The 14,002-nt window shown below is 63.3% G+C and carries 12 protein-coding genes; 7 read left to right on the forward strand and 5 right to left on the reverse strand.

From position 1 onward, the window contains the following. Positions 1-87: 87 nt before the first annotated feature. The gene (locus OC537_RS00170) at positions 88-1,269 is read right to left on the reverse strand and encodes a PLP-dependent aminotransferase family protein (protein ID WP_262108299.1); all 1,182 of its coding nucleotides are present in this window, start codon (positions 1,267-1,269) and stop codon (positions 88-90) included. 245 nt (positions 1,270-1,514) lie between these two features. Beyond that, positions 1,515-2,582: a M28 family metallopeptidase gene (locus OC537_RS00175; RefSeq protein ID WP_111911980.1), complete on the reverse strand. Its 1,068-nt coding sequence runs from the start codon at positions 2,580-2,582 to the stop codon at positions 1,515-1,517. A 277-nt stretch (positions 2,583-2,859) separates the two neighbouring features. Here OC537_RS00175 and trmB point away from each other — a divergent pair, with 277 nt between their 5' ends. From trmB to OC537_RS00210, 7 genes are all read left to right on the forward strand, one after another. After that, positions 2,860-3,573 (forward strand): tRNA (guanosine(46)-N7)-methyltransferase TrmB, encoded by a 714-nt coding sequence (trmB, locus tag OC537_RS00180; protein WP_163137212.1) that lies wholly within the window; start codon positions 2,860-2,862, stop codon positions 3,571-3,573. A gap of 43 nt (positions 3,574-3,616) precedes the next feature. Further along, a complete protein-coding gene (locus OC537_RS00185) occupies positions 3,617-3,949 on the forward strand; it encodes a YggL family protein (RefSeq protein ID WP_106887723.1) in 333 nt (110 codons plus the stop codon). Between the two features lie 97 nt (positions 3,950-4,046). Beyond that, positions 4,047-4,967 carry a glutaminase B gene (glsB, locus tag OC537_RS00190; protein WP_162627312.1) on the forward strand — a complete coding sequence of 307 codons (921 nt, stop codon included), beginning with the start codon at positions 4,047-4,049 and terminating at the stop codon, positions 4,965-4,967. Positions 4,968-5,005: 38 nt separating this feature from the next. Next, positions 5,006-6,289: a rhodanese-like domain-containing protein gene (locus OC537_RS00195; RefSeq protein WP_410050460.1), complete on the forward strand. Its 1,284-nt coding sequence runs from the start codon at positions 5,006-5,008 to the stop codon at positions 6,287-6,289. A 203-nt stretch (positions 6,290-6,492) separates the two neighbouring features. Next, positions 6,493-6,702 carry a YgdI/YgdR family lipoprotein gene (locus OC537_RS00200; protein ID WP_234676507.1) on the forward strand — a complete coding sequence of 70 codons (210 nt, stop codon included), beginning with the start codon at positions 6,493-6,495 and terminating at the stop codon, positions 6,700-6,702. A 297-nt stretch (positions 6,703-6,999) separates the two neighbouring features. Further along, positions 7,000-7,380 carry a hypothetical protein gene (locus OC537_RS00205; RefSeq protein WP_262108311.1) on the forward strand — a complete coding sequence of 127 codons (381 nt, stop codon included), beginning with the start codon at positions 7,000-7,002 and terminating at the stop codon, positions 7,378-7,380. Positions 7,381-7,405: 25 nt separating this feature from the next. Further along, positions 7,406-8,017, forward strand: a complete 612-nt coding sequence (locus OC537_RS00210; RefSeq protein ID WP_205597179.1) for a LysE family translocator — start codon at positions 7,406-7,408, stop codon at positions 8,015-8,017. Here OC537_RS00210 and OC537_RS00215 read toward each other — a convergent pair. The 3 genes from OC537_RS00215 to OC537_RS00225 form a co-directional block, all read right to left on the reverse strand. Then, positions 7,987-8,775 (reverse strand): helix-turn-helix domain-containing protein, encoded by a 789-nt coding sequence (locus OC537_RS00215; RefSeq protein WP_262108314.1) that lies wholly within the window; start codon positions 8,773-8,775, stop codon positions 7,987-7,989. The genes OC537_RS00210 and OC537_RS00215 overlap by 31 nt on opposite strands. A 155-nt stretch (positions 8,776-8,930) precedes the next feature. After that, a complete protein-coding gene (locus tag OC537_RS00220; protein ID WP_262108316.1) occupies positions 8,931-12,494 on the reverse strand; it encodes an ATP-binding cassette domain-containing protein in 3,564 nt (1,187 codons plus the stop codon). Positions 12,495-12,594: 100 nt separating this feature from the next. Beyond that, complete coding sequence (locus tag OC537_RS00225) at positions 12,595-13,872, reverse strand: alpha/beta hydrolase (RefSeq protein WP_262108318.1); 1,278 nt, start codon at positions 13,870-13,872, stop codon at positions 12,595-12,597. Between the last annotated feature and the right edge of the window lie 130 nt (positions 13,873-14,002).

Consider the following 14,002-nt stretch of genomic DNA (forward strand, 5'->3'; position numbering starts at 1 on the left):
GGCTTGCCGCCCGCTCACTGGGGCTGACGGCGAGGCATAAAAAAACCAGCGACCCAGGTCGCTGGTTTTTTTTCATCCCCGGAGGGCTCAGAGCATGCGGGACAGGGCGCGGCAGAGGCGCTTGATGCCCTCTTCCGTGGTGGCCTCATCCACACAGGAGAAGCTCAGGCGCAGGGTGTTCTGGATCTCGGGGCGCACATAGAAGGGGGCGCCGGGCACGAAGGCGACCTTCTCCTTGATCGCCTCGTCGAACAGGGCCATGGCACTGATGCTGGGCGGCAGGGTCAGCCAGAGGAACATGCCCCCCTCGGGGCGGGTGTAGCTGACGCCGGGCGGGCAGTGACGGCTCAGGGCGGCCTCCATGGCGGCCCGCTGGCGGCCATAGACCTCCTTGATCTTCTCCAGATGAGCGTCGAGCGAGTGATCGGTCAGGAAGCGGTGCAGCACCTGCTGGCTGAAGGCGTTGCTGTGCAGATCCGTGGCCTGCTTGGCGATGGTGACCTTCTTGCGCAGCCAGTCCGGCACCAGCATCCAGCCCAGACGGAAGGCGGGCACTACCGTCTTGGAGAAGGAGCCGAGCAGCACTGTATTGTCCGGCGCCAGCTTGGCGATGGGGGGCAGGTGTTCCCCTTCGAAGCGCAGCTCGCCATAGGGGTCGTCTTCCACCATCAGCAGATCGTGGCGTACCAGGCGCTCGGCCAGCGCTTCGCGGTTGGCACGGCTGTAGGAGACCCCGCTCGGGTTCTGGAAGTTCGGCACGCCGTACAGCAGCCTGGCGCTGGAACCCTGCTCCAGCAGCGCATCCAGCGCGGCCAGATCCAGTCCCTCTTCCCCCAGGGTGATGGGCTTGAAATTCGGTTGATAGACGGAGAACGCCTGGATGGCACCCAGGTAGCCCGGCTCTTCGATGATGAGATCCTGCCCTTCGTTCACCAGCACCTTGCCCAGCAGATCCAGCGCCTGCTGGGAGCCGCTGGTGATCAGGATGTTGTCCGGGTTGACCTCCATGCCGTGGCGACTCTGGTAGCGATCGGCGATGTACTGGCGCAGCGGGGCGAACCCTTCGGTGGTGGCGTATTGCAGCGCCGCGGTGCCCTGCTCGCGCAGCACGTCTTGGCAGGCTTGCTCTATGGCCTTGACCGGGAACAGGTGGGGATTGGGCAGACCGCCAGCGAAGGAGATGATCTCCGGATTGGCGGCGACTTTGAGGATTTCACGGATAAAGGAAGGCTCGACCTTCTCGAAGCGCTGGGCAAAAAACGGCTGCATAGGGTTCTCTCTGACTAGGTGGCGGTCGCTCCATTCAACCGCCAGGTTATCCGTTTGTATCAGATTTCAGAAATGAGGCAATGGCTGTCACAAAAATCCATAAAAAAGGGCAGGTTTGGCACCTGCCCGAATTTTATCGTCTCTACCCTGGCCGGGGGCGCAAAAACCCCTGTCAGGTGTTCATCTGCCCTGAGCCTGGAGCCCGGGTTCTGTCAGCCTGAAGACGCAGATCATCAGCTTGGTGCTCAGAGCCCGGGTTCTTTCAGGAAACTGATCATCAGATCCGTGTTGGCACCGAGTTGCTGCTGGACCCGGCCCGGGAACAGTTCGGCCATCTTGTCGAGGCGGTCGTGCTCTGTGTGCCAGATCTTGCCCCACTGGGTCTCGCTGTCCCGATCGCAGGCGCTCTTGCTGGCCTCGTCGTAGCAGTCCCACAGCGCCGGGTTGGTGCTCTGGGAGTAGCCGTCATAGCCATCTTCCCCGTTGATGGTGAAGTTGGTGGCTTCCACGTAGGCGATGGGCACCCCCAGGCAGGCAAAAGGCGCATGATCCGACCAACTGCCGGTCTCCCCTTCCGGGTAGCCGCCGTAGCTGGGGTGAATGGCGAACGGGGTGGCGCTCTGCTTGGAGATGGCCAGCAGGCGGTCGCGCACCTTGGGATCGAAGCTGTAGCGGCTCGGCTCTGCGCAGTTGTACTCGGCCACGTCCGAATGGGCGGAGTGGACATAGACGATATCGCCCCCGGCTATGGTGTCGTAGTTCACCATGGCCAGCAGCTTGGCGACGGCGTCGGCATCCAGGCTGGCGGCATAGGCCTTGGAGCCGTTGAGTCCGTTCTCCTCAGCCCCGAAGAAGGCGAAGCGCACCGTGTAGGGCAGGGTTTGATCCTTGAGCGCCTCGGCGACCGCCAGCAGGGCCGCGACACCGGCGCCGTTGTCGGTGGCACCTTCGGAGCCCTTCTTCTCGCCTGTGCTGTCGTAGTGGGCACCGATGAGGATCACCTTGTCACTCTGGCCCTTGAGCTCGGCGACCAGGTTCTGGGAGTGCTTCTCGGTGCCGCTTCGGGTGTAGGTGAAGGGCTGGTTCTGCACCTCGTAGCCCCAGCCGGTCAGATGGTCCTGGATCCAGGCGGCGGCGCGGGTCTCGGCCTCGGTGCCCGTGGGTCTGGCACCTATTCCCTCGGCACTCGAGCTCAGCTGCACCAGATATTCATAGGCCTGGGTGGCAGGGGCGGGGGGCTGGGAGTCATTGTCCGAGGGGTTGCACCCGGCCAGCAGGGCCGAGATGGCGAGGGTCAAAAGGGCTTTTTTCATACTGCAATCCTTTGTTGTGTATGGTTTTATTTTTCCGCGTCAGGATGCACCTGACGCCCCGCAGATTCTGTGAAGGGGGTGGCATTTGTCAACCGCAGTGGCGGAATTGGTCAGTCAGGGGGGATTTGTTTTGCGAAACACTTGCGCCTTGGGCCTATCTTGGGATAATTCGCTCCCCTGTTTTTGCCGATTGATGAAATAACGAACCACCCAGGTCGGCCTAAACCCGGATTGACCCCGGTTCTGTTACCCGGATTGATGAAATAACGAGACAATTATGCCTGTGACCCAAGATGTATTTAACGAAGACGGCAAGTTCATGCGCAAGATCCGCAGCTTCGTCCGTCGCGAAGGCCGCCTGACCAAAGGGCAGGAGAAGGCCCTGGAAGAGCTCTGGCCGGTCATGGGCATAGATTTCGCACCACAGCCCCTCGACATGGTGGCGCTGTTTGGCCGCGAGGCTCCAGTGGTGCTGGAAATCGGCTTCGGCATGGGCGCCTCCCTGGTGGAGATGGCCAGGAATGCCCCCGAGAAGAACTTCATCGGCATAGAGGTGCACTCCCCTGGCGTGGGTGCCTGCCTCGGCACCGCCCAGGAGGCGGGCGTCACCAACCTGCGCGTCATCTGCCACGATGCGGTGGAAGTGTTGGAGCACATGATCCCGAACGGTTCGCTCGCCTGCCTGCAGCTCTTCTTCCCGGATCCCTGGCACAAGAGCCGTCACCACAAGCGCCGCATAGTGCAGCCGGCCTTCGCCCAGGACATCCGCCAGAAGCTCGCCATAGGTGGCGTCTTCCACATGGCCACCGACTGGGAAAACTATGCCGAGCACATGCTGGAAGTGATGAGCGCCGCCGAGGGGTACGAGAACACCTCCGCCACCGGCAACTGGGTGCCCCGTCCCGACTGGCGTCCGCTGACCAAATTCGAACAACGTGGCCATCGTCTGGGCCACGGCGTCTGGGATCTGATTTTCAAGCGTGTCAGCTGAGCTGGCACGTCAACTCGCGTATCAACTAACTTGAGGAGCTATCATGGCCAATCGTAGCCGCCGTCTGCGTAAGAAACTGCGCGTCGATGAATTCCAGGAAATGGGTTTCGACATCAGTTTCAACTTCCCGGTCGGCACTGCCGAAGAGACCATCGATGCGGTAGTCGATGCGATGATCGATGAGGTTGTTGAACCCCGTAAGCTGGCCTTCGCCGGTTCAGGCCACCTGGCCTGGGAAGGGATGATCTGCACCCAGCAACTGGGCAAGTGCACCGAAGAGGACCGCGCCGTCGTCAAAGCCTGGCTGGAAGGCAAGGGGATGGAGGCCGTGGTGGTCACCGAGCTGTTCGATCTCTGGTACGGCGAGCCGGCCTGATATCTGACTGCCTCTCGGGCAGATAGAAAATCCCGCCGCCGGCGGGATTTTTGTCGGTGAGCCTCGCCTCACCTCGTCTCACGTCATGGAATCGTCGATGGTGTTGTCATCCGAATTACTGGCCAGCATCCTGGAAGAGGTGCGCCCGCTGCTCGGGCAGGGCAAGGTGGCCGATTACATTCCCGCGCTGGCGCAGGTGCCGGCGGACAGACTCGGGATCGCTGTCTGCACCGTGGAGGGGGAGCTGTTCACCGCCGGTGACGCCTTCGAGCCCTTCTCCATCCAGAGCATCTCCAAGGCCTTGAGCCTGACCCTGGCGCTCACCCTCTATCAGGAGGAGGAGATCTGGGCCCGGGTGGGCAAGGAGCCCTCCGGCCAGCCATTCAACTCCCTGGTGCAGCTCGAGTTCGAGCACGGCATTCCCCGCAACCCCTTCATCAATGCCGGCGCCCTGGTGGTGAGCGATCTGCTGGAGACCCGGCTCACCGCCCCGCGCCAACGCACTCTGGAGCTGGTGCGACGCCTCTCCGGTAATCCGGCCATCATGGCGGACCAGGTAGTGGCCCGCTCCGAATATCAGCACGCCGCCCGCAACGCCGCCATCGCCTACCTGATGAAGGCCTACGGCAACTTCGAGAACGAGGTGGACAAGGTGCTGCAGAGCTACTTCAATGCCTGCGCCATCCGCATGAGCTGCGTCGATCTGGCCCGGGCATTCATCTACCTGGCCAACCGCGGCGCGCCGCTCGGCGAAAATACACAGCTGCTGCCTGCCCGTACCACCAAGCAGGTCAACGCCCTGCTCGCCACCTGCGGCCTCTATGACGAGGCTGGCGACTTCGCCTACCGGGTCGGCATGCCGGGCAAGTCCGGGGTGGGGGGTGGCATCATGGCGCTGATCCCCGGTGAATTGACGGTCTGCGTCTGGTCCCCCGAACTCAACAAGGCGGGCAACTCCCTGGCGGGCACGGCGGCGCTGGAGCTGCTGGCCGAGCGCCTCGGCCGCTCCATTTTTTAACTTTGTTCACTATGCATCGAGACAACATCATGAAACGAATGACTGGACTGTGGCGAAGCGGCCTGGCTGCCTTGCTGCTCTGGTGTGCCTGGCCCGCCCTGGCCGCCGAACTGCCTCCTCTCTCCCTGGCCGATGCCAAGGCGAAGCAGGCCGTGATCCTGGATACCCGCCCCAGCTACTTCTACCAGGGCTGGCCCATGGCGGGCGAGAAGCAGGGGGGCCACGTGGCTGGCGCCGAGAACCTCTCCGCCGAGTGGAAATACAGTGATGAAGAGTGGCCAAAGGCGCTCGCGAGCAAAGGGCTGAAGGCCGATCTGCCGGTGGCCCTCTACGGCGCCCCGCGGGAAGTGGCCGAGGTGGCCCGCCTGCTGCGTCAACAGGGCATCAAGCAACTGTTCGAGCTGCAGGGCTGGCAGAGCGCGCCGCGCGAGCACCTGGCCCGCTGGCAGCAGCTGGTCTACCCGCTCTGGCTCGCCGATCTGCAGGCAGGCAAGCCGGTGGTCGCCGCCCCCAAGGGGGACTGGAAGATCTTCGAAGTCGACTGGGGTGCCCCCAAGGCTTATCTGCTGAGCCACATCCCGGGGGCCGGTTACATCGACACCAACCGCCTGGAAGAGGAGCCGCTGTGGAACAAGGTGTCTGACGAAGCCCTTAAGCAGCTGCTGCTGGAGAACGGCATCCGCCACGACACCACCGTCATCCTCTACGGTCGCAACACCATGGCGGCGGCCCGTGCCGCTCACCTGATGATGTATGCCGGGGTGGAAGACGTACGCCTGCTGGACGGCGGCCTGGATGCCTGGTTCGTGCAGCACCTGCGCACCGAGACCGGCCTGGCCAACAAGTTTGAGCCGGTGAAGGAGTTTGGCGTGGCCATTCCGGCCCACCCCGAGTATTACACCACGCTAAGTCAGGCTAAAGAGCTGCTCAAGCAGCCCGATAGCGCCCTGGTCAGCGTGCGCACCTGGGACGAGTTTGTCGGCAATACCTCCGGCTACAGCTACATCAAGCCCAAGGGCGACATCCCAGGGGCCAAGTGGGGTCACGGCGGCGTGGATGCCAACAGCATGAGCGACTTCCACAACCCGGACGGCACCATGAAACCGGCCCGCGAGATCCTCGCCATGTGGGACCAGTGGGACATAGCGCCCACCCAGCAGGCCGCCTTCTACTGCGGTACCGGCTGGCGCGCCTCCGAGGCCTTCTTCTACGCCTGGCTGATGGACTGGAAGCGGATCAGCGTCTACGACGGCGGCTGGTACGAGTGGAGCTCAGACCCCAAGAACCCCACAGTCACAGGTGAGCGCAAGCCACAGGGCTGATAACGCCAATGCGTTGCCCACTCGAAGGCCGGACCCATGTCCGGCCTTTTTTCATCTGGGTATCCTGGCGCATCCCGCTGTTAACTCGCTGATTCAGCTCGCTGTTCTCATATTTTGGTGACGCTCATTCGGGTGAGGGCGCTTGAGCTAGGCTTCAAGAAACATCCTCGTCCTGAGGATGCAGGAGGGAGAAGAGGCGGGCGATGAAACAACTGATGATGGTCCTGGTGTGCATGCTGGGGCTGATGGCGTGCAGCTCTCAATACATCATGAGCACCCGGGACGGGAAGATGATTACCACCGACAGCAAGCCCACGCTGGATGAAGACACGGGCATGTACCGCTACTACGACGAAGAGGGGCGGGAGATGTTGATCAACAAAGATGACATCACCCAGATCATGGAGCGCTGACCCCGACTGGCTGCTGGATGTGTTCTCAGGGGCGTCTCGAAGGAGGCGCCCTTGCCATTTTCTGGCAGGCATTTATTCATCGTTACAAGAGGTGCCCCATCCTTGGTCGACATGTCCAGCCAGGGTGACAGCCCTTAAATAATGAGGCTATACCTGCCTTCTTTATCCTCCATTCTATGACTTGAATCCCATGGTGGTGCTGGCACTCCCGTTGTCTGGCTGGGATAAAAAGGCAATATTATCCAATACAAATTCATCGCGAATGGTGTCATATGACCTCATGTTACATGGAGGTAAATGATGAAGATGGAATTTTGGCCCCCCAGGGCGACGCACTCTGTCCATATGCTGACGCTGATGCCGCCCCCTGCGCTCCCAGCCATGCTGCGGGAGTATATCTGCCGCGTGCTGAGTCTGGTTGCCAGTCTGCGTGAGCTGGAGGGAGACCTTGAGGGAACGCGCCCCCAGCAAAACCGTCTGTGCGAATCCCTGATGATATTGCTCGCGGAGATGGCCCAGCGGGCAGAGGATCCCGAGCTTGGACAGCTGTTCGGTGCCTTGTCGGAGAGCCTGGCTGGTGAGAGTCAAAAGAGCTCGATGTTGGCCGCGTCTTGGGCAGCAGGGCCCAGGTCGGGAGAGGGTGACCGTTACCATCAAACCATCTGGGAGAAAGTGTGACATGGCATTTTACAATGGGTTTCTGTTGAGTCTTTCCCTGTGTCTGGACATAGGCCTGGCCAACATGGCGATGATCACCCTGGCCATGTCTCGCGGTTTTTCCCACGGCTTCTGGCTCGGGGTGGGAACCTGTGTGGGGGATCTGATCTATGCCATGCTCGCCATGGCGGGCATGGCCGTGCTGTTGCAGTTTGAAATGGTGCGCTGGAGCCTCTGGATCTTTGGTTCGGTCACCCTGATCTGGTTGACCATCAAGATGGGCTACGCGGCGCTGCAGGCACAGGATGGCGAGTTGAATGGCGTTGCGCAGTCCGGGGGACGCTGGCGCCTGTTCGGCCGCGGCATGGTACTGGCGCTCTCCTCACCGACCGCCATCCTCTGGTTCGCGGCCGTGGGGGGCGCCATCATTGCGAGACAGGGGGCGGATCCCCTGAATGCCGGGCTCTTCCTCTCCGGCTTCTTCAGTGCGGGGATCTTCTGGGCCCTGGTGCTCTGCACCCTTGCCTATCAGGGCGGGCGGTTGCTGGGGGAGAAGATGGTGCGCTTCTCCTACCTAGCGTCAGCGCTGATCTTCGCCTATTTCGCCTGTTATGTGATCTATCAGGGTTATGTCGAGTTTGTGCCGGGGGCTCCGTAGCGGCTCGGACTGATCCCCATGACGCGGCGAAAGGCATTGCTCATGTGGCTCTGGTCATAGAAGCCCAGCGCCAGCGCTATCTGGGAGGGCTTCTCTCCTTGCAGCAGGCGGCGACGGGCCTCCATCAGTCTCAACTGGTTGAAATAGTGGATGGGCGGAACGTGCAGCGCCTGCTGAAAGCTGCGAACCAGGTGGAATTTGGAGCAGCAGGCCACCTGGCAAAGGTCATCCAGGCTGATCTCCTGGCTGAGGTGGTCGCGCATGTAGTCAAGCAGTTGGGGCAGCCGCCCCTGCAGCAATCGCGGCGTGGGGTCGCTACTGCGTTGCAGGGCGGCGAGCAGGCGCACCAGCGCTTCTTCCCGCTGATTGGCCGAGGGGTGTCGATGCAGATCCAGAATGGCGTCGAACAACGCCGGGATCTGGTGTACTCCCTCCATGAATGCGGGGGGCGACTGGCCGGGCAGGAGTCCCGCCTCATCCAGCAGACTCTTCACCCGCTCCTGTGACAGGTGCAGGCTGATGAAGCGGGTATCTTCCCCAAAGGTGGAGGCCTGCATGGTCAGCGGGTTGTAGAGCGTCACCTGGCCCGGCGCCACCTCCTGCTCCTTGCCGTCAAACCAGATACGTTCCTGGCCGCTCAAGTTTGCCGAGAGCACATATTCCTCGTGAGTATGGCGAGGATAACCCCCTCCCTGGCTGCTGATCAGGGCGACTTCCAGCTGTGGTTGGCGCGCAACCACCTCCATCCTTGGAGACATGACACATCCTTGTGATCCTGACTGTTTCGGGCTCTTTTTATAGCAGCTTTGCTGCTCGGTTGGTATCCACATGAGAATTGCTTTTTGCGATGCTTCCGATAAAGCAAGGGCTGCTCGCGGGCAGCCCTTCTGACGTCGGCGAGGCAACGCCGATCTCAGCCCGTCAGCTCCCCCACCTGGCGGTTCACCTGACCGGCAAACAGTTGGTGGAAGCGGGAGTCCGGATTGGCCAGCAGGCTGACCGGGGATCCCTGCTCCACTACTGTGCCAGCCTCCATCACCACGACTTTGTCCACCGACAGCAGCGGCTCCAGATGGTGGGCTATCACCAGATAGCTGGCCTCGGGCCGGTAGCGATAGAGCAGCTCGGCCATCTTGCGCATGCCGCCGTGGCTGAGATCCGAGGTCGCCTCGTCCAGCACTATGAGGGGGCGGCGCGACAGCAGGATGCGGGCGATCACCAGCAGCTGGGTCTCACCGGCGGAGAGCTGCAGCCTGTCGAGGTCCTCGTCCAGCCGACCGGCGCAGCGCTCGGCCAGACCCACCCGTGCCAGCGCCTGCTCCAGCGCGGCGTCGCTCTGCTCGCTCAGGGGGGCGAGATTCGCGCGCAGGGTGCCGAAGAAGGTGAGGGGGATCTGGGAGACGGTGTCGTAGAGATCCCGCACCGCCTCCGGCGCCAGCGCTGACAGCGGCTGATCGTTGTAGTAGATCTCCCCCTGGGAGCTTGGATACATGGCCTGCAGCACCCCGAGCAGGGAGCTCTTGCCTGCCCCTGTGCGGCCACAGACCCCCACCTTCTCGCCGGGAGCCAGCTCGAAGTTGACCCTGTGCAGGGCCCACTGGCTGGCGCCCGGGTAGCGCAGCCCCAGGTTGTCGAAGCGCACCGCCGGATGGGGAGTGGCGAGGGCCTCTCCCTCCTGGCGCTCGCTCTCGATCTCGCTGTATTCGCGTACCCGCTCCACCGCATTCATCACCTGCTCCACTTCGGCGAAGGTTCGGATCAGGGAGTTGAGCATGGCCGAGGCGGTGAAGGCGTAGGTGATGGCCACGGCCCCCAGCAGCGGGCTGTTGCCAAAGGCCACCATCAGCGCCACTGCTCCCACCAGGGCGGCGGAAAGCAGGGTCTGGTGCATGCCAAGCCAGCGGTTGATGGAGGTGGTGGTGTACCAGCTGCGCAGGTTGTTGTCATAGTGATGCAGCACCTGATCTAGGGCGAAGCGCTCGGCCCCGGCCAGACGCAGGGCGGGGGCGCCGCGAATGGTCTCGCTGATGCTGATATAAAGCGGGGAGCGCAGCACCGAGGACTGGCGCCGCAGCTTGAGCTGCACCGCCCGGTAGCGCCGTTGCAGCACGTAGAGCGCCCAGCCCACCAGGGGGGCGATGAGCAGCAGCAGGGGAATGTTGATGCCGATGACCACCACCTGCAGCAGCACAGAGACCAGCATGCCGAACAGTCCCATCAGCATGGAGAGCAGCACCTCTTGAGCCTCCCCGAGATCCCGGTCGAAGCGGTTGAGGATGCGCCCCTGGGGCACCTTGTCGAAGAAGGCCATGGGGGCGCGGCTGATGCGGCCCAGCATGCCGTCGAACAGAGTCCAGGCCAGCTTGAGGCCGAGTTTGTAGTTGATGACCCGCACCACCATGATGCAGACGAGGGAGCCCGCCCCCAGCAGCACATAGATGCCGAGCAGGGTGCTCACATCGCTCACCTCGGCCTTGCCGCCGAGCCAGAGATCCGAGGCGATGCGCAGCCCCTCCTGACCTAGCGTGAGCAGCAGGGCGATCAGGATGGCGCCGGGGGCGGCCAGGCGCTGCCACATGAAGCCAAACAGTCCCCAGTCCACCTTGCCCTCCACCACCTTCTCCTCGCTGAACAGCTCCGCCTCCTGGGGCGCCACCAGGGGAGTGGGTTGCGGGTGCTGGATGAGATCCGCCAGCTGGTGGGCGCCGAGCTCCACCAGGCGGCCCTGCTCGATGCGGATCACCCGATCGCAGTGGGCCAGCACGTCCGGATCGTGGCTCACCAGCAGCCGGGTCGGCCCCGGCTTGAAGGCGAGCCCCTGCTCCAGCACCTGGGCCGAGACCATGGGGTCCAGCGCCGACAAAGGGTTGTCCAGCAGCAGGATGTCGGCCTCTGCATAGAGGGCGCGGGCCAGGGCGACCCGCTGCTGCTGGCCGCCGGAGAGGCGGGTGCCAAGCTCCCCCACTAGCGTCTGATCCCCGTGGCTCAGCAGCCCAAGATCCGTGGTGAGGGCGCAGGCACCGAGCACCCACTGGTAGCGATCCTCGTGCCAGGGCTGGCCGAACAGAATGTTGTTGCGGATGCTGTCGTTCATCAGCCAGGGCTTGTGGCCGAGGTGCGCGACCCGGCCATTGCGACGGATAGCCCCCTCAAAGCCATTGTCAAAACCGGCGACCAGGTGCAGCAGGCAGCTCTTGCCCGCCCCGGTCGCCCCTGTGATCCCCACCAGCTCCCCCGGTTGTATGCTGAGGCTGACCTCTTGCAGTACAGGTTTTTGCTGGTGAAGGGCTGTGACCTCTTCCAGCACCAGGCTGCCGACGGGCAGGCTGGTGTCGGTGAGATCCCTGTGCTGCTCCGGGCTGCTCAGAAACTCGCACAGCCGGTTGAAACCGGTATTGAAGTTGATCAGGGTACGGATGAGGTAAGGCAGCCGCATCATGGGGATCCGCAGCACGGCGAACAGGGCTATGGTAGTGAACACCTGGGGCAGGGTCAGGCTCTGGCCCGAGGCCAGATAGGTAGTGAAGGTGGCCAGGGTCACCAGCAGCGGGGTGCTCATCATCAGGAAGCTGTTGATGGCATCGAGCTTGAGCACCCGCCCTAGCACCCCCAGCTCCTGCTGGCGCTTGGCGTTGGCCGCCTTGGTGAAGAAGGCGCCAAGGCCGTTCTGGCGCACCAGCCGCAGCTTCTTGATGTATTCGGCCAGTATGCCGTTACGCTCGTCCTGCTGGCGCTTGAGCTGCTGCTCCTGCTGGTTCATGCGGCGCACCACCCGGGTGGAGAGCAGCAGCAGCAGGGTGAGCACCGCAAAGCCCACCAGGCCGGCGCTGCCCACCTGCCATACCAGCAGGGCTATGGTGCCCGCCAGTTGCAGCGCCATGGTGAGCGGCATGGCGGGGTCCGCAAGAATCCAAGTAATGTCCCACACGTCCCGGTTGATGAGGTTCTGCACCCGGCCGCCGGCCCTGTCATCGAAGCTCTTGCCGCCGAGCTTCATCACCTTGGCGAGCAGGGACTCGGCCAGCAGGCGGCGAATGGGGACGTGCATCTTGAGTGCCAGCTGCAGGGAGTGCTCCGCCAGCATGCCGGCGGCGAGCACAGAGGCAAACAGGGCGAAGGCGAGCAGCAGCTTGTGGCCTGTGCTGGCCCCGGTGCCGAGCTGGGTCATGCTGTGGTTGAGCAGCCAGGGACTGGCCAGGGTGGCCAGCATGCCGATCAGCTGTAACAGGGTGAGCAGGCCGATGCGGCGGCGGTAGTGACGCCAGATAAAGGCCATTATGGGCCAGGGGCGCACCGGCGCAGCGGCGGTGAGCGCGAGGAAGACGTCGGCCCGCTCGTCGCGCCTGTCTTCCGGCAGCAGGGGGTAGAGATCGTCGAGACCGACCTGGGGCTCGGTCAGCCCCTTGCGTTGCAGCGGGCCCGTCCAGTGATAGAAGAGGCGGCTCAGCCAGCCGGCCGAGATTTCCGGATGATCCAAAGGGTGTCCTTGTTGTTTTGTGTTGCTTCCGACAGGGCGGGGCGGCTCATGGGCCGCCCTCGATATTCTTTTTATGGCTGGGCGCGTCGCCCGCGGGGGATCAGCAGCCCCGGTTCAAGCGGATGAGTCTGTCCAGGATCTGCTCGCCGTCGACTCTCAGGCCGTTGTGCTCGTACTCGTTGGTGATCCAGGCGCGGCTGCTGCCAAGGCCCCTGAGGGTATCGCGGCTGTAGTCGAACTCCACGTACATGTCCTCGGCATAGACGGCGCAGGCCACAGGCACCCGGTTTCGGGCCAGTTGCGCCTGGTCGTAGAGGGGGCCCCAATCGGCCTTCTTGGCCAGCAGGTGGGCGGCCTCCTTGAGCGGCATCAGCTCGCGGAACTGCTCGAACATCCAGGGGAAGATCATCTCGCCGGTGAAGGCGAAATCCTTGCCAGGCGCCCAGGCCAGGGCCGGGAACTCCCCTCTGACCCGCTCGGCCGCCCAGTTGCTGGCGGCCCCTTCGGCGTAGATGGCCTCATGCAATATGGCGAACACCGGATTGGTGTTGAACGGCTGCATGGTCTGCACCTTGTAGAGGAAGGCGGGGTTGATCCGCTCGCCGACGAAGGCGTCCTCCAGCAGGTAGTAGAGCTCCTCGAAGGCGCCGCTGGCGCCGAGATCCAGCCCCTGCTGCTGCAACTGCTCCACCGTCAGGCGCTGGCCGTTGGGCAGGCGCACATCGTGGCGGTGCAGGTGAGTTGCCAGCCGGTTGGCGATGGCCTGGGCATGGGGGAAGCGGGCGAAGAAGGCGCGGTTCTTGTCCGCCACCCGCTGATAGGTGGCGCGGTAGACCTCGTCTGCGCTGCGACCTATGGGGGCCACGCCGCCGGTGAGGTAGACCTCGTGCAGGCTGTCCGGGAACAGGGAGAGATAGGTGAGGCTGCAAAAGCCGCCGAAGCTCTGGCCCAGCAGGCTCCAGGGCCGATCCGGGCTCAGGGTCTCGCGAACATATTCGGCGTCCCGCACTATGCTGTCGGCGCGAAAATGACTGAGGTAATCGGCCTGCTCCCTTGGGGTGAGCCCTGCCAGCGCCTCGGCGCTGATGGGGGTGGAGTGGCCTGTGCCGCGCTGATCGAGCAGCAGTACCCGAAACTCCTGCAAGGCCCGCTTTATCCAGCCGCCGCTCGCGGTCGGGCGCGGCGCGCCAAAGCCCGGCCCCCCCTGCAGATAGAGCAGCCAGGGCAGCTCATCGTCCAGCCTGTCCTGGCGACAGAGAGTGCGGCCAAACAGGGTGATGCTCTCCTCGTCATCCGGTTTCTGGTGGTCGAGGGGCACGGTGAAGAAGTGTGGCTCGCAATGGATGCCATCCAGCACATAGTGCAAGGGGCTGCTCATCTGGGGTCTCCCTGGGATCGGAAATCGTCGGCCTCATCATAGCCCCGGCTCGCAGACGGGTCACGCCGGTTTTCCCGATAATGAGCGGACCTATGACGAGGCCCTCTCCCAAGTGCCCGGCCGCTTTATT

It is taken from the genome of Aeromonas sp. Marseille-Q5825 (genome assembly GCF_946892685.1).
Taxonomy (GTDB): domain Bacteria; phylum Pseudomonadota; class Gammaproteobacteria; order Enterobacterales; family Aeromonadaceae; genus Aeromonas; species Aeromonas rivipollensis.